Source organism: Cupriavidus sp. 01L46 (genome assembly GCF_056399905.1).
On record NZ_JBFTSF010000096.1, the window covers coordinates 1 to 20,662 of the forward strand.

22 protein-coding genes are annotated in these 20,662 nt (G+C 65.7%); 13 read left to right on the forward strand and 9 right to left on the reverse strand.

Annotated features, from left to right (window positions below):
- Positions 1-280: 280 nt before the first annotated feature.
- The 6 genes from AC1DS3_RS18465 to AC1DS3_RS18490 form a co-directional block, all read right to left on the reverse strand.
- The gene (locus AC1DS3_RS18465; RefSeq protein ID WP_043342844.1) at positions 281-1,144 is read right to left on the reverse strand and encodes a ferritin family protein; all 864 of its coding nucleotides are present in this window, start codon (positions 1,142-1,144) and stop codon (positions 281-283) included.
- Positions 1,145-1,363: 219 nt separating this feature from the next.
- Positions 1,364-2,614 (reverse strand): patatin-like phospholipase family protein, encoded by a 1,251-nt coding sequence (locus tag AC1DS3_RS18470; protein ID WP_441641549.1) that lies wholly within the window; start codon positions 2,612-2,614, stop codon positions 1,364-1,366.
- A 61-nt stretch (positions 2,615-2,675) separates the two neighbouring features.
- Positions 2,676-3,563, reverse strand: a complete 888-nt coding sequence (locus AC1DS3_RS18475) for a PhaM family polyhydroxyalkanoate granule multifunctional regulatory protein (protein ID WP_477127669.1) — start codon at positions 3,561-3,563, stop codon at positions 2,676-2,678.
- A gap of 69 nt (positions 3,564-3,632) precedes the next feature.
- The gene (locus tag AC1DS3_RS18480; protein ID WP_150993488.1) at positions 3,633-4,436 is read right to left on the reverse strand and encodes an enoyl-CoA hydratase/isomerase family protein; all 804 of its coding nucleotides are present in this window, start codon (positions 4,434-4,436) and stop codon (positions 3,633-3,635) included.
- 275 nt (positions 4,437-4,711) lie between these two features.
- A complete protein-coding gene (locus AC1DS3_RS18485) occupies positions 4,712-5,695 on the reverse strand; it encodes a fumarylacetoacetate hydrolase family protein (RefSeq protein ID WP_441641547.1) in 984 nt (327 codons plus the stop codon).
- Positions 5,696-5,763: 68 nt separating this feature from the next.
- Entirely contained in the window at positions 5,764-6,786 is a 1,023-nt protein-coding gene (locus AC1DS3_RS18490) for a Bug family tripartite tricarboxylate transporter substrate binding protein (RefSeq protein ID WP_441641546.1), read from the reverse strand.
- Positions 6,787-7,048: 262 nt separating this feature from the next.
- On the opposite strand from AC1DS3_RS18490, the gene AC1DS3_RS18495 reads away from it, so the two are divergent.
- The 4 genes from AC1DS3_RS18495 to AC1DS3_RS18510 all read left to right on the forward strand — a co-directional run bounded on the left by AC1DS3_RS18495 (position 7,049) and on the right by AC1DS3_RS18510 (position 10,432).
- Positions 7,049-7,885, forward strand: a complete 837-nt coding sequence (locus AC1DS3_RS18495; RefSeq protein ID WP_441641545.1) for an IclR family transcriptional regulator — start codon at positions 7,049-7,051, stop codon at positions 7,883-7,885.
- Positions 7,845-8,930: a DUF3108 domain-containing protein gene (locus AC1DS3_RS18500; protein WP_477127670.1), complete on the forward strand. Its 1,086-nt coding sequence runs from the start codon at positions 7,845-7,847 to the stop codon at positions 8,928-8,930. Before AC1DS3_RS18495 ends, AC1DS3_RS18500 begins: the two co-directional genes overlap by 41 nt.
- Positions 8,931-9,070: 140 nt before the next feature.
- Positions 9,071-9,913: a 3-oxoadipate enol-lactonase gene (gene pcaD / locus AC1DS3_RS18505; RefSeq protein WP_441641343.1), complete on the forward strand. Its 843-nt coding sequence runs from the start codon at positions 9,071-9,073 to the stop codon at positions 9,911-9,913.
- Positions 9,914-10,174: 261 nt separating this feature from the next.
- Positions 10,175-10,432, forward strand: a complete 258-nt coding sequence (locus AC1DS3_RS18510) for a BTH_I0359 family protein (RefSeq protein WP_006161303.1) — start codon at positions 10,175-10,177, stop codon at positions 10,430-10,432.
- Positions 10,433-10,604: 172 nt separating this feature from the next.
- Here the strand turns inward: AC1DS3_RS18510 and AC1DS3_RS18515 are convergent, their stop codons facing one another.
- Positions 10,605-10,997, reverse strand: a complete 393-nt coding sequence (locus tag AC1DS3_RS18515; RefSeq protein ID WP_006161304.1) for a rhodanese-like domain-containing protein — start codon at positions 10,995-10,997, stop codon at positions 10,605-10,607.
- 177 nt (positions 10,998-11,174) lie between these two features.
- On the opposite strand from AC1DS3_RS18515, the gene AC1DS3_RS18520 reads away from it, so the two are divergent.
- The 6 genes from AC1DS3_RS18520 to AC1DS3_RS18545 all read left to right on the forward strand — a co-directional run bounded on the left by AC1DS3_RS18520 (position 11,175) and on the right by AC1DS3_RS18545 (position 17,228).
- On the forward strand, positions 11,175-12,242 hold the full coding sequence (locus tag AC1DS3_RS18520; protein ID WP_477127671.1) for a homocysteine S-methyltransferase family protein: 1,068 nt from the start codon (positions 11,175-11,177) through the stop codon (positions 12,240-12,242).
- Positions 12,243-12,278: 36 nt separating this feature from the next.
- Complete coding sequence (gene metH / locus AC1DS3_RS18525) at positions 12,279-15,026, forward strand: methionine synthase (RefSeq protein WP_477127672.1); 2,748 nt, start codon at positions 12,279-12,281, stop codon at positions 15,024-15,026.
- A gap of 238 nt (positions 15,027-15,264) precedes the next feature.
- Positions 15,265-15,624, forward strand: coding sequence for a hypothetical protein (locus AC1DS3_RS18530; protein ID WP_441641346.1), 360 nt, complete (start codon positions 15,265-15,267; stop codon positions 15,622-15,624).
- Between the two features lie 187 nt (positions 15,625-15,811).
- A complete protein-coding gene (locus tag AC1DS3_RS18535) occupies positions 15,812-16,444 on the forward strand; it encodes a response regulator (protein ID WP_441641347.1) in 633 nt (210 codons plus the stop codon).
- Positions 16,445-16,553: 109 nt separating this feature from the next.
- Positions 16,554-16,961 carry a response regulator gene (locus AC1DS3_RS18540; RefSeq protein ID WP_441641348.1) on the forward strand — a complete coding sequence of 136 codons (408 nt, stop codon included), beginning with the start codon at positions 16,554-16,556 and terminating at the stop codon, positions 16,959-16,961.
- 123 nt (positions 16,962-17,084) lie between these two features.
- The gene (locus AC1DS3_RS18545) at positions 17,085-17,228 is read left to right on the forward strand and encodes an entericidin A/B family lipoprotein (RefSeq protein WP_035859076.1); all 144 of its coding nucleotides are present in this window, start codon (positions 17,085-17,087) and stop codon (positions 17,226-17,228) included.
- Positions 17,229-17,328: 100 nt separating this feature from the next.
- Here the strand turns inward: AC1DS3_RS18545 and AC1DS3_RS18550 are convergent, their stop codons facing one another.
- Positions 17,329-18,783, reverse strand: coding sequence for a CHASE3 domain-containing protein (locus AC1DS3_RS18550; RefSeq protein WP_477127673.1), 1,455 nt, complete (start codon positions 18,781-18,783; stop codon positions 17,329-17,331).
- Positions 18,784-19,061: 278 nt separating this feature from the next.
- Between AC1DS3_RS18550 and AC1DS3_RS18555 the strand changes: the two genes are divergently transcribed.
- From AC1DS3_RS18555 to AC1DS3_RS18565, 3 genes are all read left to right on the forward strand, one after another.
- A complete protein-coding gene (locus tag AC1DS3_RS18555; RefSeq protein WP_441641350.1) occupies positions 19,062-19,235 on the forward strand; it encodes a DUF1328 family protein in 174 nt (57 codons plus the stop codon).
- Positions 19,236-19,339: 104 nt separating this feature from the next.
- Positions 19,340-19,501, forward strand: coding sequence for a DUF1328 domain-containing protein (locus tag AC1DS3_RS18560; RefSeq protein WP_441636170.1), 162 nt, complete (start codon positions 19,340-19,342; stop codon positions 19,499-19,501).
- A 117-nt stretch (positions 19,502-19,618) separates the two neighbouring features.
- A complete protein-coding gene (locus AC1DS3_RS18565) occupies positions 19,619-20,035 on the forward strand; it encodes a hypothetical protein (RefSeq protein ID WP_441641351.1) in 417 nt (138 codons plus the stop codon).
- Between the two features lie 355 nt (positions 20,036-20,390).
- Here AC1DS3_RS18565 and AC1DS3_RS18570 read toward each other — a convergent pair.
- On the reverse strand, positions 20,391-20,662 hold a 272-nt coding region (locus tag AC1DS3_RS18570; RefSeq protein ID WP_477127674.1), incomplete at its 5' end, for a DUF1840 domain-containing protein.

The window sequence follows — 20,662 nt, forward strand, 5'->3', positions numbered from 1 at the left end:
AGTTTGGGTCCCGGCCGCTCTTTTAGTGAAATCCCGAGGGGGGGGTCGCCCCATCCGGCGCGCCTTTTTTGCCTACTTTTTTGGCAAGACAAAAAAGTAGGTCGCCGCCCCGCAGGGGTGGTGAAACTGCAGTTGAAGTTGACGTTAAGCCGTTGCAGTTTGCAGTTGCAACCACAACCAACCACAACCCAACACCCCCAAAAAAAACAAAACCCCATCATCCGATGGGGCCCGTCCCGCCGAAGGCGCCAAAACTACACCCCCAGCCAAAAAACCAACTTTATGCCTGCGCCGGCTGCGCACCACCCGCCGCCTGCAACCGCACATTCAATTCCTTCCGATACCGGTTCAAATCCTGCACGGTCTCGAAAGTGCGCTCGAACAGCAGCGACATATTGTGCAGGATCCGCTCGATCACCTTCTTCTCCCAGCCTTCGTCGAAGCGGATCTGCTCGTCGAGCCAGTGCTCGAGCCAGTCCGGGTCCGGCAGGCGCGACTGGATGGTGTCGTTGGGGAACAACGCTTTGTTGACGTGCAGGTTGGTCGGGTGCAGGGGCTTTTCCGTGCGGCGGGCGGAGGCCATCAGCACGCCGATCTTGGCGAAGGCCGAGCGGGCGCTGTCGCCGAACTGGTTCAGGTATTTCTTCATGTAGCGCAGGTAGGCGCCGCCGTGGCGGGCTTCATCCTGCGACAGGGTGCGGTAGATCTGCTTGATCACCGGCTCGGTGTGCCATTCGGCGGCACGGCGGTACCAGTGGTTGAGGCGGATCTCGCCGCAGAAATGCAGCATCAGGGTTTCCAGCGGCGGGGCCGGGTCGAACTCGAAGCGCACTGCGTGCAGCTCTTCTTCGGTCGGCACCAGGTCCGGGCGGAAGCGGCGCAGGTATTCCATCAACACCAGCGAATGCTTCTGCTCTTCAAAGAACCAGATGCTCATGAAGGCCGAAAAGTCGGAATCGTGGCGGTTGTCGCGCAGGAACATCTCGGTGGCGGGCAGGGCCGACCATTCCGTGATGGCATTCATGCGGATCGTCTTGGCCTGGTCGTCAGTGAGCAGGCTCGGGTCGAAGGAATCCCAGGGGATGTCCTTGTCCATGTGCCAACGTACCGCTTCCAGCGATTTGAACAGTTCGGGGTAGAGCATGGTAAGCCTTTGAAATTACGGGCAGATTCTACCAGATGCGAATTATTCCCAATGCCCTTTTTAAGCGCAAAGGAAGGGGGTGTTTGCGGCTGAACCTGCACGATGCCCAATTTATGGGCGAATATCGCGCCTTTCCTTGCTTTTGCTGGTGCGAAAAAGAGCGGTATGCATTGCTCCGCACGAGGTCCGGCGATGCGGCAAACCTGTTGTCACCATAAGTCAGGCCGCTACACCGGCGGGTGGTTCGACATCAAGTGTAACCGTCCGTGCGGGCGTTGCGTTCGTGTCGTCGCCATAATCGGGCGGGATGACGTCATAGAGGAACGCCGCGAGTTCGTGCTGTTGCGCCAGGGCGTCTTTCTCGCCCAGGTCGATCAGGGCCTGGGTGAACTCGGGCTCGAACAGCAGGTAGCTGGCAAAGGCCGCGCCGCGCGCTTCGGTGCCGCCCAACGGCGCCAGCAGGGCGCGCACGGTGCGGGGCAGTTGTTGCACATGCGTCGCGGCAATGGATTCGATGGGCTCGCTGGGCGAGATCGTCATCACTTGCACCGGGCGCCAGCCTTCGCTGTCGTTGGCGATTTCCGGCATGCGCGAGAGCAGGTTGTTAATGTGCTGCAGCCGTTCCAGGTCAGCGCTGAGGCCGTCGAGGAAGATGCTGGCCAGGGCCTGGCCCCCTACCTGCGCCAGCGACGGGTAGCCGCCGGCCGGCACGGTGTCGAACCAGCCGGGACGCTGGCGCGAGGCCGCGCCGATGGCCAGGATGCGAGATGCGCCCAGGTGGATGGCCGGCGACAAGGGCGACATCTGGCGCATGGTGCCGTCGCCGAACCACTCGTGGTGGCCTTCAAGCTCCAGCGGCAGCGCGGGGAACAGGAAGGGGATGGAGGACGACGCCAGGAGGTGGTCCACGCCGATCTTGGCTTCCACGGCCAGCCGCTGGCTGCGGCGCCACGGATGGATGCGGCGGTGTGACTGGTAGAAGGTGACGTGGCGCCCGGTGGTATAGGACAGCGCCGTCACGGCAAAGGCCTGGAGGTCGCCGGCGTCCAGGCTGGCCTGCACCCGCTCGGAGTCGTACAGCTCGCTGAGCAGGCCGCCCAGCGGCGCGTTGTCGAACAGCGCCCGCGGCGCGCGCCGGATGGCCCAGCCGAAGGCCAGCGCGGAGAGCCACCGCGCGCCGGATGCACCCACGCCGACGATGCCGGTGCGGTAAACATCCTCGGCATGGATGCCGCCCCACAGCGCGGCCAGGCTATCGGCCGCGGCGCGGAAGTTGGCCGCGTTGATCGCCATGCCGGCGCCGTTGATGGCGCCGGCCGACGTGCCGCAAATGATGTCGAAGGGAATGCGGCCACGATCGCGGCCGTGCTGCGCGGCTATGCGTGCGAGGCCGCGCAACACACCGGCCTGGTAGGCGGCGCGGGCGCCGCCGCCCATCATGATCAGCGAGGTGGTCTTCACTGCAGGCATCGGCTCCGAAGTTGGATCACGGGGTTCCCCTGGCGTCGCGTGGCTCAGGTGCGGCCCAGGCTCAGGACGGCTCGCCGGAAGTACCGGTCGAGCCGTTGGCGCTGCCTTCTGGCTCGGCGGGCTTGGCCGCCGCGGATTTCTTGCCAGCCGGGCGTGTGGCCTTGGGAGCGGGTTTGGCGGCCGGCTTGGCCCCCGCCTTGGTGCCGGCTGCCTTGCTGGCTGGCTTGTGGGCCGGCCTGGCCTTGCTGGCCGGCGCCTTGCCTTCGGGCTTGGCGGCGGGAGCGGGCGCGGCTTCCGGCGCGGCAGCGCCGGGCATGCCGGGCATGCCAAAGGCGCCCAGGTTGCCGAGATTTCCAAACGGCGACATGCTGGCGGTGGCGGCGCTGCTGGCGATCTGGTTGAACTGCTGCTGCAGCACATCCCACCACAGGCTGGCATCCGGCGGGGTGGCCTCACCCGGGCCGGCAGCGTGGCCGGATGCTGCGGCCGGCTCTTGCGCCTGGCCAGCTTCGGGCGCATCGGGGCCGTTGTCTTCCTCGTCCTCGTTTTCCTCGACCGTGGGCTCGGGCCAGACGCGCCTGGCCGCGGGGGGCTCGGCGGGTTGCTGGTAGGGCGCCGCGCTGGGCGAGTTGGCCGTGCGCGCCACGTTTTCCATCGCGCTTTGCATCGCCTCCGGCGAGAGCGCTGTGCCGATGGTCTGCAGCGCCACCAGCGTGGCGCKCTGCACTTCCAGGCCCTGGATGGTGGTGCGCAGCAGGTTGGTGTTGAGCTGCAGCCAGCCTTCCACGGCCTTGAGGTCGTGGATGCGCTTGTCGACGTCTTCCAGGTTCATCGGTGGGGTCATGGCCTGCAGGCCAGGCATCAGCCCGCCCGGCATGCCGGCGGCACTGCCCCACATCTTGCGGAGGAACTCGAAGCCGTTGGTGAAATCTGGAATCTGGCCGAACATGGTCTCGCCTCCGGGGGTCGGCAGCCGGCGGCGCCGRCTGCGGAACTGCATTGATCGGAACTACCTGCGTTACTCGAACTGCGGCGGCCGCTTTTGCCGCAGGCTGGCTACGCCTTCCTGTACATCGGGGCCGGCAAAGCCCATGAATTCCAGCGCCAGCGAGGCATCGAACGAGGGGCCCGCCATGCGCAGCCAGTTATTCAGCGCGTACTTGGTCCAGCGGATCGCCGTCTGCGACCCGGCGGCCAGCCGGCGCGCCACATCGAAGGCGCGCTCGACCAGTTCCTCTTCGTCCACGGTCAGCGACACCAGCCCGATGCGCTCGGCCTCTTCGCCGCTCACCGACTCGCACAGCATCAGATAGTACTTGGCCTTGGCCATCCCGCACAGCAGGGGCCACACGATTGCGGCATGGTCGCCCGCCGCCACGCCCAGGCGTGTATGGCCATCGACAATGCGCGCGGTCCTGGCCGCGATCGAGATATCGGCCAGCAGGCCAGCCACCAGCCCCGCGCCGACCGCCGGGCCGTGCATGGCCGACACGATCGGCTTGTCGCAATTGATCACGTTGTAGACCAGGTCCCGGGCCTCGTGCCACACGCGGGTGCGGGTGGCGAAATCGTTGGCCATGTCTTCCACCAGCGAGAGGTCGCCGCCGGCCGAGAAGCCTTTGCCTTCGCCGCGGATCAGCGCCACGCGCACGTCCGGATCGGCCGACACATCGCGCCAGATTTCGGCCAGCTCGCGGTGCATATTGGCATCGGCTGTGGCCAGCTTGCGGTTGGCGGACTGTTGCGCACCCATCACGATCTCGAGGATGGGGCCATGCCGGCGCAGGGTCAGTGCCTGGTAGCGGTCGTAGCGTGGCGACAACGGCGCGTTGTCAACGTTGTCTGTGCCGGACGCTAACGGGGTGGACGACGGCTTAGGCGCTTGCGGAGGGATTGCGGTCATGGGGCAACGATGGCGGAGCCATTCCTTGGTGACGCGTGGGGGCCGGGCCGCGAAAAACGGCCCGGGTCGCCGCCGGTGGCTGCCTGGCGCAGTCGACGGCAATTAGCCAACCGTTCGGTCGGTCAATTATAAGCACTCCCCATCGCCGCGCGGCCAACGGCAAGCAGCGTGGCCCGCGGCGCTCCCCCTCAGCCTCAGCCCTTCGCCGACACCAGCTGGTCGATCGCGCCGAACACCGAGCGGCCTTGCGCATCGAACATCTCGATCTTGACCGCGTCGCCGAACTTCATGAAGCCGGTGACCGGCTGGCCGCCGTCGATGATCTCCAGCATGCGCTTCTCGGCGATGCAGCAGTAGCCCTTGCTGCGGTCGACGTTGGAGATCGTGCCGGAGCCGACGATRCTGCCGGCGCGCACATTGCGCGTCTTGCAGATATGGGCGATGAGCTGGCCGAAATCGAACACCATGTCGGTGCCGCAGTCGGGCGCGCCCACCTTCTTGCTGTTCCAGTGGACGGTCATCGGCAGGTGCACGCGGCGCTCGCGCCAGGCTTCGCCCAGTTCGTCGGGCGTGACCGCCACCGGCGAGAAGGCGGTGGCCGGCTTGCTCTGGAAGAAGCCGAAGCCCTTGCCCAGCTCGGCGGGAATCAGGTTGCGCAGAGACACATCGTTGGCCAGCATGATCAGCCGGATGGCGTCGGCGGCCTGCTCGGGCTTGGCGCCCATCTTCACGTCGCCGGTGATGACGGCGACCTCGGCCTCGAAGTCGATGCCAAAGGCTTCGCTGGCGCACACGATATCGTCGTGCGGGCCGATCATGTCGTCGGAGCCGCCCTGGTACATGAGCGGATCGGTCCAGAACTCTGGCGGCATCTCGGCGCCGCGCGCGCGGCGCACCAGTTCCACGTGGTTGACGTAGGCGGAGCCGTCTGCCCACTGGTAGGCGCGCGGCAGCGGCGCCATGCATGCCCTGGGGTCGAAGGCGAAGGGGTGGCGCGCGCGGCCCGCGTTCAGGGCATCGTAGATGTCCTGCAGCTGCGGCGCGTAGAAGCTCCAGTCATCCAGCACGGTTTGGAGCTTGCCGGCGACATCGTTGACGTAGTGGGCGGTCTTCAGGTCGCGCGAGACAACCACGAGCTGGCCGTCGCGCGAGCCGTCCTTGAGGGTGGCGAGTTTCATGTATGCGGTGCGTTAGGAAAAAAGCTGATCAAGCTGAACAAAGCGGAAGAAGCAGAAAATGCAGCCCGCTAGTCTACCGTGATGCCCTTGGCCTTGATCAGCTTGCCCCAGCGCTCGGCTTCGGCATGCGCGTACTGCGCGAATTCCTCGGGCGTGCTGGAGACCGGCTCCACGCCGATGCCTTCGAAGCGCTTCTGCACATCGGCGCTCTTGAGCGCCTTCACCAGCTCGGCGTTCAGGCGGGTCACCACCGGCTTGGGGGTGCCGGCCGGCGCCACCACGCCTTGCCAGGCATAGGCTTCGAAGCCGGGCACGCCGGCTTCGGCCACCGTCGGCACCGTGGGCAGCGCCGTCAAGCGCTTGGGCGTGGCCACGCCCAGCGCGCGCACCTTCCCGGCCGCCACGTTCTGCTGGCCGGAGGCGAGGTCAAGGAACATCAGTTCGACCTGGCCGGCGAGCAGGTCCTGCACCGCCGGCGCGGCGCCCTTGTAGGGCACGTGGGTCATCCTGGTCTTGGTCTGGTCCATGAACAGCTCCATGGCCAGGTGGTGCGGGCTGCCCGCGCCCGGCGAGGCGAAATTCACCTTGCCGGGGTTCTTCTGCACGTATTCGATGGCTTCCTTGAGCGTGCGCGCCGGGAAGTTCGGCGTTGCCACCAGGATCAGCGGAAAGCGCGCCACCATCCCGACATGCACGAAGTCCTTGTCGGCGTTGTAGGGCAGCTTCTTGTACAGCGACGGATTGGCCGCCAGGGTGGCGGTATCGGCGGTCAGCAGCGTGTAGCCATCGGGCTTGCTGTGCGCCACCGCGTCGGCGCCGACGATGGTGGCCGCGCCCGGACGGTTGTCGATCACCACCTGCTGGCCTAGCGCCGGCGTGATGGCCTGGCCCAGCGTGCGCGCCACTACGTCGGTGCCGCCTCCCGCCGGATAGGGCACGACCCAGCGGATCGGCTGGGTGGGCCAGTTGTCGGCGGCGCAGGCGGGCTGGAACGCGGCGGCGCCCAGCGTCAGCGCGGCTAGCAGCGGTGCGGCGCAGGCGCGCCATGCTTGCCGCGCGGGGCGTTGGCCGAAGGGGGAAAGGCGGGTCATCTTCGTCTCCTGTAGAAAGCGGCGGCGCCGCGCCATCTGGATTGCATGGCGGCATGCCCGCGCCGGTATTGGCCGGTGCCGAAGATATCGATTCGCCCCGACCTGTATATGTGCGCTCAAAGTCTACCGACGGTTTAAAAATTGGTAAATCGATTTCGCTATAGTAAATTCTTGGGCATGGCTGCATGATCGCTTTGCATGCGCGTAGCCGGTATGTGTGATCCATGCATATCTTTCTAAATTTCTTGCCCCCCGTTGCCGCATGACCGAACTTGAAGAAGACGATTCCAAGCTGCGTTCCGGCATCCAGTCGATCGAGGTTGGCTTCAAGCTGCTGCAGGCGCTGGCAGCATCGCCGCGCGCCATGATGCTGCGCGACCTCGCCGCCGCCGCCGACATGAATCCGGCCAAGGCACATCGCTACCTGGTCAGCTTCCAGCGGCTCGGCGTGGTGATGCAGGACCCGGTTGGCGGGCGCTACGATCTCGGGCCGTTCGCGCTGCAACTGGGCCTCGCCGGCCTCAATCGGCTCGATCCGGTCAAGAAGGCCCGMCCGATCCTGTCGCAATTGCGCGACGAGATGGACCAGACCATTGGCATTGCCGTCTGGGGCAACCACGGCCCGACCATCGTGCACTGGGAGGAATCCAGCCACCCGGTCACGGTCAGCCTGCGCCTGGGCGACGTGATGCCTATGCTCAACTCCGCCACCGGCAGGCTGTACGGCGCCTACCTGCCGAAACAACAGACGCGGCCGCTGGTCGAACGGGAACTGGCGGAGCGCGGCCATGACGATATTCCGGACCTGCCGCGCTCACTGGCCGACTATGACGTGGTCTGCGACGACGTTCGCGCCCATGGCGCGGCGCGGGTCAAAGGTGGCGTGCTGCCGGGCATCAATGCGTTTTCGATGCCGGTGTTCGACGCCAACGGCCACGTGGCGATGGCGCTGATCGTGCTGGGCGCGCAGAGCGTATTCGATGCAGAATGGGGCGGTGCGGTTGACCGTCATGTACGCGATATTGCCCGGCAGATTTCTTCGGAGCTTGGTTATCTTGGTGGCAGCCCGACGAGCGGGCCGAACGGCCCTTCCCCGTAAGCCTACCTCGCGCCGCCTGCGCTGGGCGGTTGCGCTTGCGCTGGTGCTGGCCGCCCACCTGCTGGCGGTGCTGGGCCTGCTGCATATGCCCGGGCTGCCGCGGGACCCGACCGCGCCGCCGCCGCTCGAAGCCATCCTGCTGCCGCCGCCGGCGCCACCGGCACCCGTAGCGCCGCCTCACCCGGCGCCGGCCGCACCAAAGCGGCCCCCGGCGGCGCGTACCGAGCCCACACCCGCACCCCCGCCCCCGGTTGAAGCACCCGCCGCCCCTGAGGCGCCAGCGTTGCTTGCCACGCCTGGCGCCGGCCCTGCCATGGCGAGCGCCGCTGGCGGCGCCGGGAGCACCGCGGCGCCCGCGTCCGCGCCGGCGGCCGCGCAGGCCGCGGCGCCTCCTGACAACGTCCGCTACTCGGCGCCCCCCTCCACGCTGCTGCACTACGCCAGCTTCGTCAATGGCGTGCAGAACCMGGATGGCCTGATCCGCTGGCAGCAAGATGGCGCGCACTACCAGCTTGCAGTGGAGACACGGGTGTTGTGGTTCCGCTTCGCCTTTCACAGCACCGGCGCGCTCAACGAGCGCGGCCTCGCGCCCGAGCGCTATGAGGAGAGCCGCCGTAACCGCGTCGAGGCGGCTCGCTTCGATCGCGCTGCCGGCACGCTCGTCTTCGAGGGGCGCGGCAAGCAGGAGCCGTTGCCGGCCGCGGGCCAGGACCGTTTCAGCGTGTTCCTGCAACTGGTGGGGCTGGTGCGGGGCAATCCGCAGCGCTACGCCACGCCGGGCGTGACGGAGACCTTCGAAGTGGCGGATACGCGTGACCTGGAGCCCATGCAGGTGCAGTATGTGGGGGAAGAGGACGTGGATACCGGCCATGGCGCGGTGCGGGCCAAGCATTTCGTGCGGCTGCCGCGCCATGCCAATGATCGCCGGCGCGTGGAAGTGTGGCTGGCGCAGTCGCTGCAGTGGATGCCAGTGAAGCTGCAGCAGACGGAGCCCGACGGCACGCAGATCGAGCTTGTTTATCGCGACAGCGAACCGCTGCGCTGAGCCTGCAAGCTGTCTTCAGACCGTCTCACGTCCGGCTTAGGCCCGTCCGCAAGCCAGGCCCGTCCGCAAGCCGTCCGCAAGCCGCGGCATCGGCCGCCGCTGTGGTTCACCGTGTTTTCACCAACAACCGGAGACCCGTCATGAGCGCCACCCTGCCACCATCCGAGACCCGCCGCGTGCGCGTGGGCGATATCAGCCTGCAAGTGCGCATTGACGGGGGCGACGGCCCCTGGGTGGTCCTGGCGCATGCGCTGGGCGCCAATCACACCTTGTGGGATGCCACGGCGCGCCACCTGGCGCCGCGCTATCGCGTGCTGCGCTACGACCTGCGCGGGCACGGCCAGAGCGATGCGCCGATCGGCGCCTACTCGATGATCCGCCTGGCCGACGATGTGGCCTGCCTGATGGATGTGCTGGAGGTGCCGGCCGCGCATTTCGTCGGGGTCTCGGTGGGCGGCATGATCGCCCAGACCGCGGCCGTGCGCCATCCCGAGCGTTTGCTGTCGCTGACCCTGGTCGCGACCGTCAACCGCACGCCGCTGGGTGGCCACCCGATGTGGCATGAGCGCATCGGGCATGTGGAAGCGCACGGCATGGCGGGCGTTGCCGACAGCACCATGCAGCGCTGGTTCAGCGCGGCATTTGGCGGTGCGCATCCGCAGGAGGTGGCCCGCGTGCGCGAGATGCTGCTGGCCACGCCCGTGCACGGCTACGTCGGCACCAGCCAGGCCATCATGGCATTTGACCTGGCCGGGGCGATTTCGCGGATTCATTGTCCTACTCTGGTCGTGGCCGGCGAGGAGGACCTGGGGGCGCCGCCGGCGATGGCACGCGAGATAGCCGCCGCCATTCCCGGTGCCCGGCTCGAAATCCTGCCTCACGCCGCGCACCTTGCCCATATCGAGCAGGCGGCCCGCTTTCATTGCGTGCTGGACGCTTTTCTTGGCAATGCGGCTTGCGGCGCGCAGTGCGATGTACCCTGAGACGAACCTTGGCGCTCAAGGCAGAGCTAGGCAGAACGGCGGGCGATGGCTTTCCCACCAAACTCAAGAACTTGCTGGGATGGCCGTTGCCCAATGTAGTGAGGGAACGCTTAATACCTGCGGTTTGTCGAAGCAGAACTTGAAAACACGGCAAACACCCTCAGCTTGGAGGTGAAATCGCGGAGGGCAACCGGCCAGTGTGCCGGTTATCGAAATAATCCGTCGCCCCCCGCTTGACCCATGACAGCCAGGAGGTATRCCATGCAAATGATCTACAACAGCGACAATTACTGCATTGTCGAGTTTGGTGCGGATGTCGAGCATGCGCCTCTTGCCTCTGGCGGCTATGAAATCGTGGACAAGAACCTGAAACGCGAGATTTTCCTCGGTGGCCAGATGGCCGAGAGCTTTCGCGCGGACGTGACGCGTCTGATCGAAAGCGAGCCGTCGGTGGAAGAGGTGGATGATTTCCTTGGCAAGTTCGATACAGTGATGATTCACCCGCTAGTGATGCACTAGGCTCCGCGGTTGCCTTTGCCAGCGTTCCGTCGCGTGACGGGCTGGCAAGCCAAGCCATAGAGGAAATAGCAAGAAGCCCGCGCATCGCGCGGGCTTCCTGCTTTCAGGCATCGTGCATTCAGTATCTGTTCCCGGCCTCTGTTCCCGGCCAGCTTCCGGTCATTCAATACTGTTAATACTGTTCCCAGGGCAGCCCGGCATGGCGCCAGCCGTTGAGCGTATTGCGGTGGCGCTCGGCGTCGAGGTCGCCCTCGAAGCCATGCAGCACGTTGTAGACGGTAGAGAACCCGGCACCCTCCAGGGCCCGCGCGGCGGCCGTCGAGCGGTTGCCGCTGCGGCAGATCAGCAGCACCGGGCGCGCCGATGCCTGGCCAGCGAGCTTTTTCACCGACTGCACGAAATGCGGGTTCACCTCCCAGTCGGGACCATCGTTCCAGGGCACGTTGTGCGCCCCCTTGGGGTGCCCGACAAAGAGGTACTCCATTTCGCTGCGGCAATCGATGAAGAGCGCATCGGGTGACTCGCTGAGGAGCGTTTGCGCGTCGCCGGGGCTGAGGTGTTGCATGGGCAAGGCTTTCCGTTAATGGGAACAAGGGCGAATGTGCCCCAGTGTAGGGCCGGGCGGTGCCGCGCGGCAACCCGCGAGCGCCGTTGGCTGCACCGCCCGGATGCCGCCGTTATTCCGCAAACCATTGATGTAACTGATAAAATCGCAGTCTTTTCTCTTGCTGTCGAGCCCCACATGAGCGCCGCCMCACGTTCCGCCTCGCTTCCTCCCGCGCGCCCCTACACCCGGGCGGCCAACCTGCCGGCCCTGCTGCGCGAGCGCATCCTGATCCTGGATGGCGCCATGGGCACCATGATCCAGCGCTACAAGCTGACCGAGGCAGATTACCGCGGCGAGCGCTTCGCCGGGCACCATGTCGACGTCAAGGGCAATAACGAGCTGCTGCTGCTGAGCCGCCCGCAGGTCATCAGCGAGATCCACGAGCAATACCTGGCCGCCGGCGCCGACCTGATCGAGACCAATACATTTGGTGCGACGGGCGTGGCCCAGGAAGACTACAAGATGGCGGACCTGGCGTACGAGATGAACGTCGTTGCCGCCCGGCTGGCGCGCGAGGCCTGCGACAAATACAGCACGCCCGACAAGCCGCGCTTTGTGGCCGGCGCCTTCGGCCCCACGCCCAAGACCGCGAGCATCTCGCCGGACGTGAACGACCCGGGCGCGCGCAACGTGACCTTCGAAGAGCTGCGCCATTCGTACTACGAGCAGGGCAAGGGCTTGCTGGAAGGTGGTGCCGACGTGTTCCTGGTGGAAACCATCTTCGATACGCTCAATGCCAAGGCCGCGCTGTTCGCCATCGACCAACTGTTCGAGGACACCGGCGAGCGCCTGCCGGTGATGATCTCCGGCACGGTCACCGACGCCTCCGGGCGCATTCTCTCCGGCCAGACGGTGGAAGCCTTCTGGAACAGCCTGCGCCACGCCCGGCCGATCACCTTCGGCCTGAACTGTGCGCTCGGCGCCACGCTGATGCGCCCCTACATTGCCGAGCTGGCCAAGATCTGCGACGCGGCAGTGTCGTGCTATCCGAACGCCGGCCTGCCTAACCCGATGAGCGATACCGGCTTCGACGAAACCCCGGAGGTCACGTCGTCGCTGGTGGAGGAGTTCGCCGCGTCCGGCCTGGTGAACCTGGTGGGCGGCTGCTGCGGCACCACGCCCGAGCACATCGCCGCCATCGCCGCGCGCGTGGCCAGCAAGAAGCCGCGCGCCTGGCCCGGCCAGTACCGCGACGCCGCCTGAATTCGCATCGCGAGCCCACGGAAACAAGATCAAACCATGACCAACGATACCCTGCCGCCGCGTCCGATGCGCCTGTCCGGCCTCGAGCCTTTCACCATCGATGAAGACACGCTCTTCGTCAACGTCGGCGAGCGCACCAACGTCACCGGCTCCAAGGCCTTCGCCCGCATGATCCTGAACGGCCAGTTCGACGATGCGCTGGTGGTGGCCCGCCAGCAGGTCGAGAACGGCGCGCAGATCATCGACATCAACATGGACGAAGCCATGCTGGACTCCAAGGCGGCCATGGTGAGGTTCCTCAACCTGATCGCCTCCGAGCCCGATATCGCGCGCGTGCCCATCATGCTGGACTCGTCCAAGTGGGAAGTGATCGAGGCCGGCCTGAAGTGCGTGCAGGGCAAGCCCGTGGTCAACTCGATCTCGCTCAAGGAAGGCGAGGAACAGTTCCGCCATCACGCCGAACTGATCCGCCGCTACGGCGCTGCGTCCGTGGTGATGGCCTTCGACGAGCAGGGCCAGGCTGACACCTTTGCCCGCAAGACCGAGATCTGCAAGCGCAGCTACGACATCCTGGTCAATGAAGTCGGCTTCCCGCCCGAAGACATCATCTTCGACCCGAACATCTTCGCGGTGGCGACCGGCATCGAGGAGCACAACAATTACGCGGTGGACTTCATCGAAGCCACCGCCTGGATCAAGCAGAACCTGCCGTACGCCAAGGTCAGCGGCGGCGTGTCCAACGTGTCGTTCTCGTTCCGTGGCAACGACGCGGTGCGCGAGGCCATCCACACCGTGTTCCTGTACCACGCCATCAAGGCGGGCATGGACATGGGCATCGTCAACGCCGGCCAGCTCGGCGTGTACGACCAGCTCGACGCCGAGCTGCGCGAGCGCGTGGAAGACGTGGTGCTCAACCGCCGCGAGGACAGCACCGACCGCCTGCTGGAGATCGCCGACCGCTACAAGGGCGGCGGCGCGAAGAAAGAAGAAAACCTGCTGTGGCGCGGCACCCCGGAGAACCCGGTGCCGGTGGCCGACCGCTTGTCGCACGCGCTGGTGCATGGCCTGACCACCTTCATCGTGGAGGACACCGAGGAAGTGCGCCAGCAGGTGGAGGCACGCGGCGGCCGCACGATCGAGGTGATCGAAGGCCCGCTGATGGACGRCATGAATATCGTGGGCGACCTGTTCGGCGCYGGCAAGATGTTCCTGCCGCAGGTGGTCAAGAGCGCTCGCGTGATGAAGCAGGCCGTGGCTCACCTGTTGCCCTACATCGAGGAAGAAAAGCGGCTGCTGGCCGAGGCCGGCGGCGACGTCAAGGCACGCGGCAAGATCGTCATCGCCACCGTCAAGGGCGACGTGCACGACATCGGCAAGAACATCGTCTCGGTGGTGCTCCAGTGCAATAACTTCGAGGTGGTCAACATGGGCGTGATGGTCCCGTGCAACGAGATCCTGGCGCGTGCCAAGGTCGAGGGCGCGGACATCGTCGGCCTGTCCGGGCTGATCACGCCGTCGCTCGAGGAAATGGCCTACGTCGCCTCCGAGATGCAGCGCGACGACTACTTCCGCATCAAGAAGATCCCGCTGCTGATCGGCGGCGCCACCACCTCGCGCGTGCACACCGCGGTCAAGATCGCGCCGCACTACGAAGGCCCGGTGGTCTACGTGCCGGACGCCTCGCGCTCTGTCAGCGTGGCGTCCAGCTTGTTGTCCGACGATGGCGCGGCCAGGTACCTGGACGAGCTGAAGACCGACTACGAACGTATCCGCCACCAGCACGCCAACAAGAAGGCCACGCCGATGGTGTCGCTGGCGAAGGCCCGCGCCAACAAGACGCCGGTGGACTGGAGCGCCTACGTGCCACCCAGGCCGAAATTCATCGGCCGGCGCATCTTCCGCAACTACGACCTGACGGAGCTCGCCAACTATATCGACTGGGCCCCGTTCTTCCAGACCTGGGACCTGGCCGGCAAATTCCCCGACATCCTCAATGACGAGATCGTCGGCGAATCCGCCCGCCGCGTGTTCTCGGACGGCAAGGCCATGTTGTCGCGCCTGATCCAGGGCCGCTGGCTGACGGCCAACGGTGTGCTGGCCCTGCTGCCGGCCAACGCCGTCAACCACGACGATATCGAGATCTACACCGACGAGACCCGCAGCAAGGTCGCGCTGACCTGGCACAACCTGCGCCAGCAAAGCGAGCGCCCGGTGATCGATGGCGTGATGCGCCCCAACCGCTGCCTGGCCGACTTCGTCGCGCCCAAGGACAGCGGCATCGCTGACTACATCGGCGTGTTCGCGGTCACCGCCGGCATCGGCGTGGACAAGAAGGAAGCCCAGTTCGAGGCCGACCATGACGACTACAGCGCGATCATGCTGAAGTCGCTGGCCGACCGCCTGGCCGAAGCCTTTGCCGAATGCCTGCACGAGCGCGTGCGCCGCGACCTGTGGGGCTACGACGCCGGCGAAGTGCTGACCAACGAACAACTGATCGCCGAGACCTATCGCGGCATCCGTCCGGCGCCGGGCTATCCGGCCTGCCCGGAGCATACGGTCAAGGCGCCGATGTTCGAGTTCCTCAACGCCGCCGAGATCGGCATGGGCATCACCGACTCGCTGGCAATGACGCCAGCCGCATCGGTGAGCGGCTTCTACCTTGCACATCCGGAGTCGACGTATTTCTCGGTCGGCAAGATCGGCGAGGACCAGCTGGACGATATGGTGGCGCGCCGCGGCGAAGAACGCAGCGTGCTGGAGCGCGCGCTCGCACCAAACCTGTAACCGCTTGCGTGCCGGCGCGGCGGCGTTTTGCGCCGCTGTGCCATCGCAAGCCATTGGGCAAGCAGGAAAAAGCCTCTTTAAGCGCATCCATGTGCCTTTGTAAGTTCTTCACTACTCCTTACAAGGCATTACATCTCCTAACAGACCGCGCGGCACTGCGTCCCTAGACTGAGGGCTCACATCAAGTGAACACCGCAGCGAATGTTTCGCAGCGGCGCAAACTGCTAGGAGCCTCTCCATGAACAAACTGCTGATCTCCCTTTCCGCACTCTCGATCGCTGCCGCTTCCTCGCTGGCCATGGCACAAGGAACTGGCGTTGATGCGAAGGCTGGCGTCAACGGCGCCATGGCGGCGCCCGCGATCAGCGCGCCCGCCGACAAGGGTGCAGCCGCCAGCGCGGGTGCAAACGCTGGCCTGGGCGCTTCGGCCAGCGCCGACAAGGGCGTGGATGCCAAGGCTGGCGCCGACGCCGACACGCACGCCAAGTCGACCGCCAAGACCAAGAAGCACACCAGCCACGCCAAGGCCAAGAAGGGCGAGGCAGCAACCGACACTGGCGCGGCCGCTGAAGCCGGCGCGGCGACCAAGGTCCAATAAGGCTGGCCAGGACGGCAAGTCTGGCATGCTGGAACACAGGGACGGGTTCACCCCGTCCCTTTCTCATTGGCGCGGCCAGCTGGGAGCCTGTCAGTTTTGCGCCGACGGTCGGGCGGTTTTGTAAGCACTACAATGCACTAGCCCGGCCGCTCCTGAGCGCTGGTGCACCCATGCCCAGGGAGACATCATGATTCGCGTTTTGATCGCCGACGACCACCAGATCGTGCGCGCCGGCCTGCGGCAGTTTATTTCCGACGAGCCCGATATCCGGGTGGAGGGCGAGGCAGCCAGCGGCGACGAAGTCATGATACGGCTGCGTGAGCTCGAGTTCGATGTGGTGGTGCTCGATATCTCGATGCCCGACCGCAACGGCATCGACGTGCTCAAGCTGCTGCGCCAGCGCCATCCCGAGCTGCCGGTGCTGATCCTCTCCACTTACCCGGAAGAGCAGTACGCCATCAACCTGATCCGCGCGGGCGCTTCCGGCTACCTGACCAAGGAAAGCGCGCCCGACGATCTCGTCAAGGCCATCCGAACCGTGGCCCAGGGCCGGCGCTACGTCAGCGCCAACGTGGCGGACCTGCTTATCGGCGGGCTTGACAAGCCCACCAACCAGCCGCTGCACCAGACCTTGTCCAAGCGCGAGTTCCAGATCTTCTGCAAGCTCTCGCGCGGGCAGTCGGTCTCGGTGATCGCCGAGGAGCTGTTCCTGAGCGTCAAGACGGTCAGCACCTATCGCTCGCGCATCCTGGAGAAGATGGGCATGAAGACCAATGCCGACCTGACCTACTACGCGATCAAGAACGGTCTGGTGGAGTAGGCGCCGCAAAGGCAAGGCGCATTACACGGCACTCTGCCACATTTGCCAGACGCTGCTGTAGGACGGACGCCGATGGTCTCTCCCTACACGCCATTGCTACCATGGAACCATGTTGGATCAAGCTGCGGCCCCCTCGTATCGCGCGCTGCGGGTCCTGCTAATCGAGGACTCAGCGGTATTGCGGGGTATGTTGCTTGAATACCTGAACGCGTTTCCGTTTATCGAAGTCGTGGATTGGGCGGATACCGAAAGCGCGGCGCTGCGCCTCTATGAGGCGGGCAAGTACGAGGTCGTCATCGTCGACCTGCAGTTGCGCCAGGGCAACGGGATCAACGTGCTGCGCGCCTTGCAGAGGAAAGAGGTGTCGGGCATCCGCATCGTTTACACCAATCATGCCCAGGTGCCTACATACCGGCGGCAGTGCGCCGAGGCCGGCGCGGACTATTTCTTTGACAAGTCGCTCGAGCTCGAGCAGGTGTTCCGGGTGATCGAGGAGTACGCGCAGGCAGGTGGCTGAATCCATATCAGCCAGATCAGCCAGATCAGCCAGATCAGCCATATCGACCTGATCGACCGTATCGGCAATACCAGCCGTTCCAAGCGCGGCCATGCCGCGTCAACCTAGAGCAAGGAGAGAATCATGAGAAAGCTGATGGCGCTGTGTGCCCTGGCAGGTGTGGTCCTGGTGACCGGTTGCAATACGATGGCCGGTGCCGGCAAGGACATCGAGAAGGGCGGCGAGAAGGTGCAAGGCGCCGCCGAGAGCACCAAGCAGAAGATGTAAGGTGCCAGCCGCCGTGCCGTGTGCATGGCTACCGGGCAAGAGGAATGGAAAAGGGGCTCCGCGGAGCCCCTTTTCCATTTTTTACTGCTCGGCTGGCCGACTAGCTGGCCGGCGGCGTGCCGGTGGGCGCGTCCTGCGGCCGCTCGCCGGGGTCGCCCATGCCGTCGAGCTCCTCCTCATCGTCGCGCGGCGGCGCCACGATGGCATCGGTGAGCGGCACCACCACCTGGATGGTGACGCCGGCACCGGGTTCCGACCGGAGCTCCAGCGTGCCGCCCAGCGCGACCACGCGCTGCTCCATCCCCAGCAGGCCATGGTGCCCCACCGAGCGCTGCGATTCGAAATCCGCCGGCAGCCCGCGCCCGTTGTCGCTGATTGCCAGCGAGAGCACGCCGTCGGYGCAATCGAGCTGGATGGACACGCGCTGCGCTTCGGCGTACTTGCTGGCGTTGGTGAGCGACTCCTGCACGATGCGGTATAGGGCGATGGCCGCGTCGTCGCGCAGCGGCGGCACCGCCTCTGCCAGCTGCACATCCGCCTCCCACTGGTTGCGCGCCGCCACTTCCTCCACCAGCTGGCCGATGGCTTCCTTCAGGCCCAGGTTGAGCAGCACGGTGGGCCGCAGGTCCTCGATCAGGCGCCGCTTGATCTGGATCCCCTGGTCCACATGCAGCATCACGCGGGTGAGCTTTTCCGCCACATCCGGGTGGGTGTCCTGGACGCGGCGGCGCACCCAGTGCATATCGAGCTTGGTGGCCGTCAGGATGGCGCCCAGCTCGTCGTGCAGCTCGCGCGCCAGCCGCGTCTTCTCGTCCTCGGTCACGCGCTGCAGGTGGGATGCCAGCGCCGATAGCTGGCGGGTGCGCGAGCGCACCATGCTGTCCAGGCGCGCGCTTTCCTCCTCTAGCTCGCTGCGTGCGGCTTCCGATACCGCCATGCGGCGCGAATGCTGCAAGCCCACCACAATCAGCAGCACGATATTGATGGCGGTCAGCAGGCCGATGCCGTAGCGCGACAGAGCAAGGTCGCGGTCGGCGTACTCCAGGCTCTGCGACACCGATTTGGCCTCGCGTTGCAGCAAGGCTTCCAGCCCGCGCCGCGCGTTGTCCATCGTCTGTTTGCCGAAGTCCGTGCGCACCAGGTCGAGCGCCACTTCCACGTCGCGCTTGCCGTAGAGCAGTGTCAGGTCCATCTCGGTGAGCTTGCGGCTGACGGCGGTGGAGGCCTCGGTGAACAGCTTGAGCGCCTCGGGGTCGTCCGCGTAGCGGTTGCGCAGCGCGCTCATCAGCGCATTGATGCGCGGCACGGCCTTGTAGTACGGCTGAAGGTAGCTTTCCTTGCCGGTCAGCAGGAAGCCACGCTGGCCGGCTTCGGCAGTGACCAGCTCGCCGAGCAGGGCGTTGATCTGGCCCTGCACCTGCTGCGACTGGATGACTTGCGTATAGCCCTGGCGCAAGCGGATATTGCCTGCCTCGGAGGCGATCAGCACCACCACGGTAAGCACGATGCCGCCCGCCAGAAGCAAGGTCGAGCGCAGCAGTGACTGCTTGAACATGTTCGTTTCCCGAAGTCGGGCGCCTGGCCGGCGCGGCGTCTCCCGCGCCTGGCCTGCACCTTGTCTGCGACGATGGAAGCACATCGACTGTCTGCGGTCAACCCGCCGTGTCTCCGGTGCGGCCTACGAGGCCGCGCCGGCGCTTGGACTGTAGGAATTGGCTGACAAGCGAATCGGTGCGGCTGCGGTGTCCGGGCGGAGGTCTGCTTTCTACCATGGTTCCATGAGCTTGCGCACCCTGCGTCAAGCCAGCTCGGGAAGAACGAGGGAGAACGCCAATGCTGAAATGGGCGCTGATTCTTGCAGTGGTTTCCGTGGTCGCCGGCTTGCTGGGGTTCACAGGGATTGCTGCCGGTGCGGCCGGCATTGCCAAGATCCTGTTCTTCATCTTCCTGGTGCTGTTCGTGCTGTTCCTTGTCCTGGGCGTGACCGTGTTCAAGGCGGTGAAATAGCCAATCGCAATCACCGATCGCTAATCGCTAATCGCCAGCCGCTGTCACTTGCCAAGCGCGCGCCTGCTGGCGCGGCAGCCCAATCCACTTAGGGAGCCATCACCATGTTGCACTACGCAGTCGTATTTTTTGTCATCGCCCTGATCGCCGCGGTATTCGGCTTTGGCGGCATCGCGGCAGGGGCGGTCGAGATCGCCAAGATCCTGTTCTTCATCTTCCTGGTGGTTGCGCTGGTGACGTTTGTGATCGGCCTGGTCAGGCGCTAGGTGCCAGGCGAGAGCGCGGCGGTCGGCAGGGCCGCCGCACTCGATCCACGCAGCGCGCCCCGGCAGTTAGCACGAACCCAGTCACAGCGCGTCATCAGACGAAACGGAGGTAAGCCAATGCTGACCAACAATCCGAGGATCCGAAAAGAAGTGAATCACCTGGCTGATCGTGCCGAAAGCACGGTGCGACAGATCCGGCATGCCGCACGCGATACGCGCGGCGCCGCCCGCGAAGCCACGGGGCCCGTGGCCGGCGAGGTCGGCGCACTGATCGCCCAGCTCGAGCAAACCTTGGAAGTGCTGGGGCGCGAAGGTTCGTCCGAGGCAGTGCAAGCCGGGCGCCGGTTGCACGACCGCTCTCACGCGCTGGCCGACCAACTCAAGAGCCGTGCCCGCGAACGTGTCGGCTACGCCGTGCATGGCGTGCAGCAACGCGTGGTGGAGTCGCCGTTGAAGGCGCTTGGCATCGCGGCGGCGGCCGGCGCTTTCGTCGCCTTGCTGCTGGCGGCCAGCGGACGCGCCCGCGGCGATTGACCGAGGCACGCCGACAAGTTCGCGGACATGCTGGGCAAGGGCTAGCGCTACGGCGCCAGCCTTGCCGGCAGTGCTGCATGCGCCGCGCAGGTGACGTTGGCCGCACCCTGAAACACAGATATTTCCCCTTCCGGATCCCCTCCCTGATCCGGCACGCCCGGCCAGAAACATCGGCCGGGCATTCTTTTTTGCCGGAAGTGCGAGCAGGCAGGGGGGGAATCCAGGCGGGCCGGAAGCGAGCCGGAAGCGCGACAAGAAGCAGGGAGCGAAAAGCGAGGGATCGGAAGGGGTCGGCAAGGCGGCCGGCTGGCGCCGGCCACCTTGTTTTCTATCTATGGGGGATTCGGCGCGCTGCCTACACGCCCCACATCACCTCGGTGTTCTCGCGCTGGGATGCGCGCAGCATGTCGAGGAAGGGGTAGGCGCGCTGGCCCAGGTGCAGGGGCTCTYCCTCGTTGTCATCGTCATTCTTGCCGGGGTGGACCGACGATACGGCAGGGTGCACCTTCTTGGCGTCCGTCACAGCGGCTTCCAGTATATGGATGCAGCGTGGCAGTTCCTCGGTGGTGATCACCCCGCGCTCCCCCAGGTGCTTGCCGATAATCCCCAGGAGCGTCACGGCAAGGT

Coding starts and splice junctions, on each gene's coding strand:
- AC1DS3_RS18465 (WP_043342844.1), bottom strand. CDS start 1,144: ATGCTCTACCCCGAACTGTTCAAATCGCTGGAAGCGGTACGTTGGCAC.
- AC1DS3_RS18470 (WP_441641549.1), bottom strand. CDS start 2,614: ATGCCTGCAGTGAAGACCACCTCGCTGATCATGATGGGCGGCGGCGCC.
- AC1DS3_RS18490 (WP_441641546.1), bottom strand. CDS start 6,786: ATGACCCGCCTTTCCCCCTTCGGCCAACGCCCCGCGCGGCAAGCATGG.
- pcaD (WP_441641343.1), top strand. CDS start 9,071: ATGAGCGCCACCCTGCCACCATCCGAGACCCGCCGCGTGCGCGTGGGC.
- AC1DS3_RS18510 (WP_006161303.1), top strand. CDS start 10,175: ATGCAAATGATCTACAACAGCGACAATTACTGCATTGTCGAGTTTGGT.
- AC1DS3_RS18515 (WP_006161304.1), bottom strand. CDS start 10,997: ATGCAACACCTCAGCCCCGGCGACGCGCAAACGCTCCTCAGCGAGTCA.
- AC1DS3_RS18530 (WP_441641346.1), top strand. CDS start 15,265: ATGAACAAACTGCTGATCTCCCTTTCCGCACTCTCGATCGCTGCCGCT.
- AC1DS3_RS18535 (WP_441641347.1), top strand. CDS start 15,812: ATGATTCGCGTTTTGATCGCCGACGACCACCAGATCGTGCGCGCCGGC.
- AC1DS3_RS18540 (WP_441641348.1), top strand. CDS start 16,554: ATGTTGGATCAAGCTGCGGCCCCCTCGTATCGCGCGCTGCGGGTCCTG.
- AC1DS3_RS18545 (WP_035859076.1), top strand. CDS start 17,085: ATGAGAAAGCTGATGGCGCTGTGTGCCCTGGCAGGTGTGGTCCTGGTG.
- AC1DS3_RS18555 (WP_441641350.1), top strand. CDS start 19,062: ATGCTGAAATGGGCGCTGATTCTTGCAGTGGTTTCCGTGGTCGCCGGC.
- AC1DS3_RS18560 (WP_441636170.1), top strand. CDS start 19,340: ATGTTGCACTACGCAGTCGTATTTTTTGTCATCGCCCTGATCGCCGCG.
- AC1DS3_RS18565 (WP_441641351.1), top strand. CDS start 19,619: ATGCTGACCAACAATCCGAGGATCCGAAAAGAAGTGAATCACCTGGCT.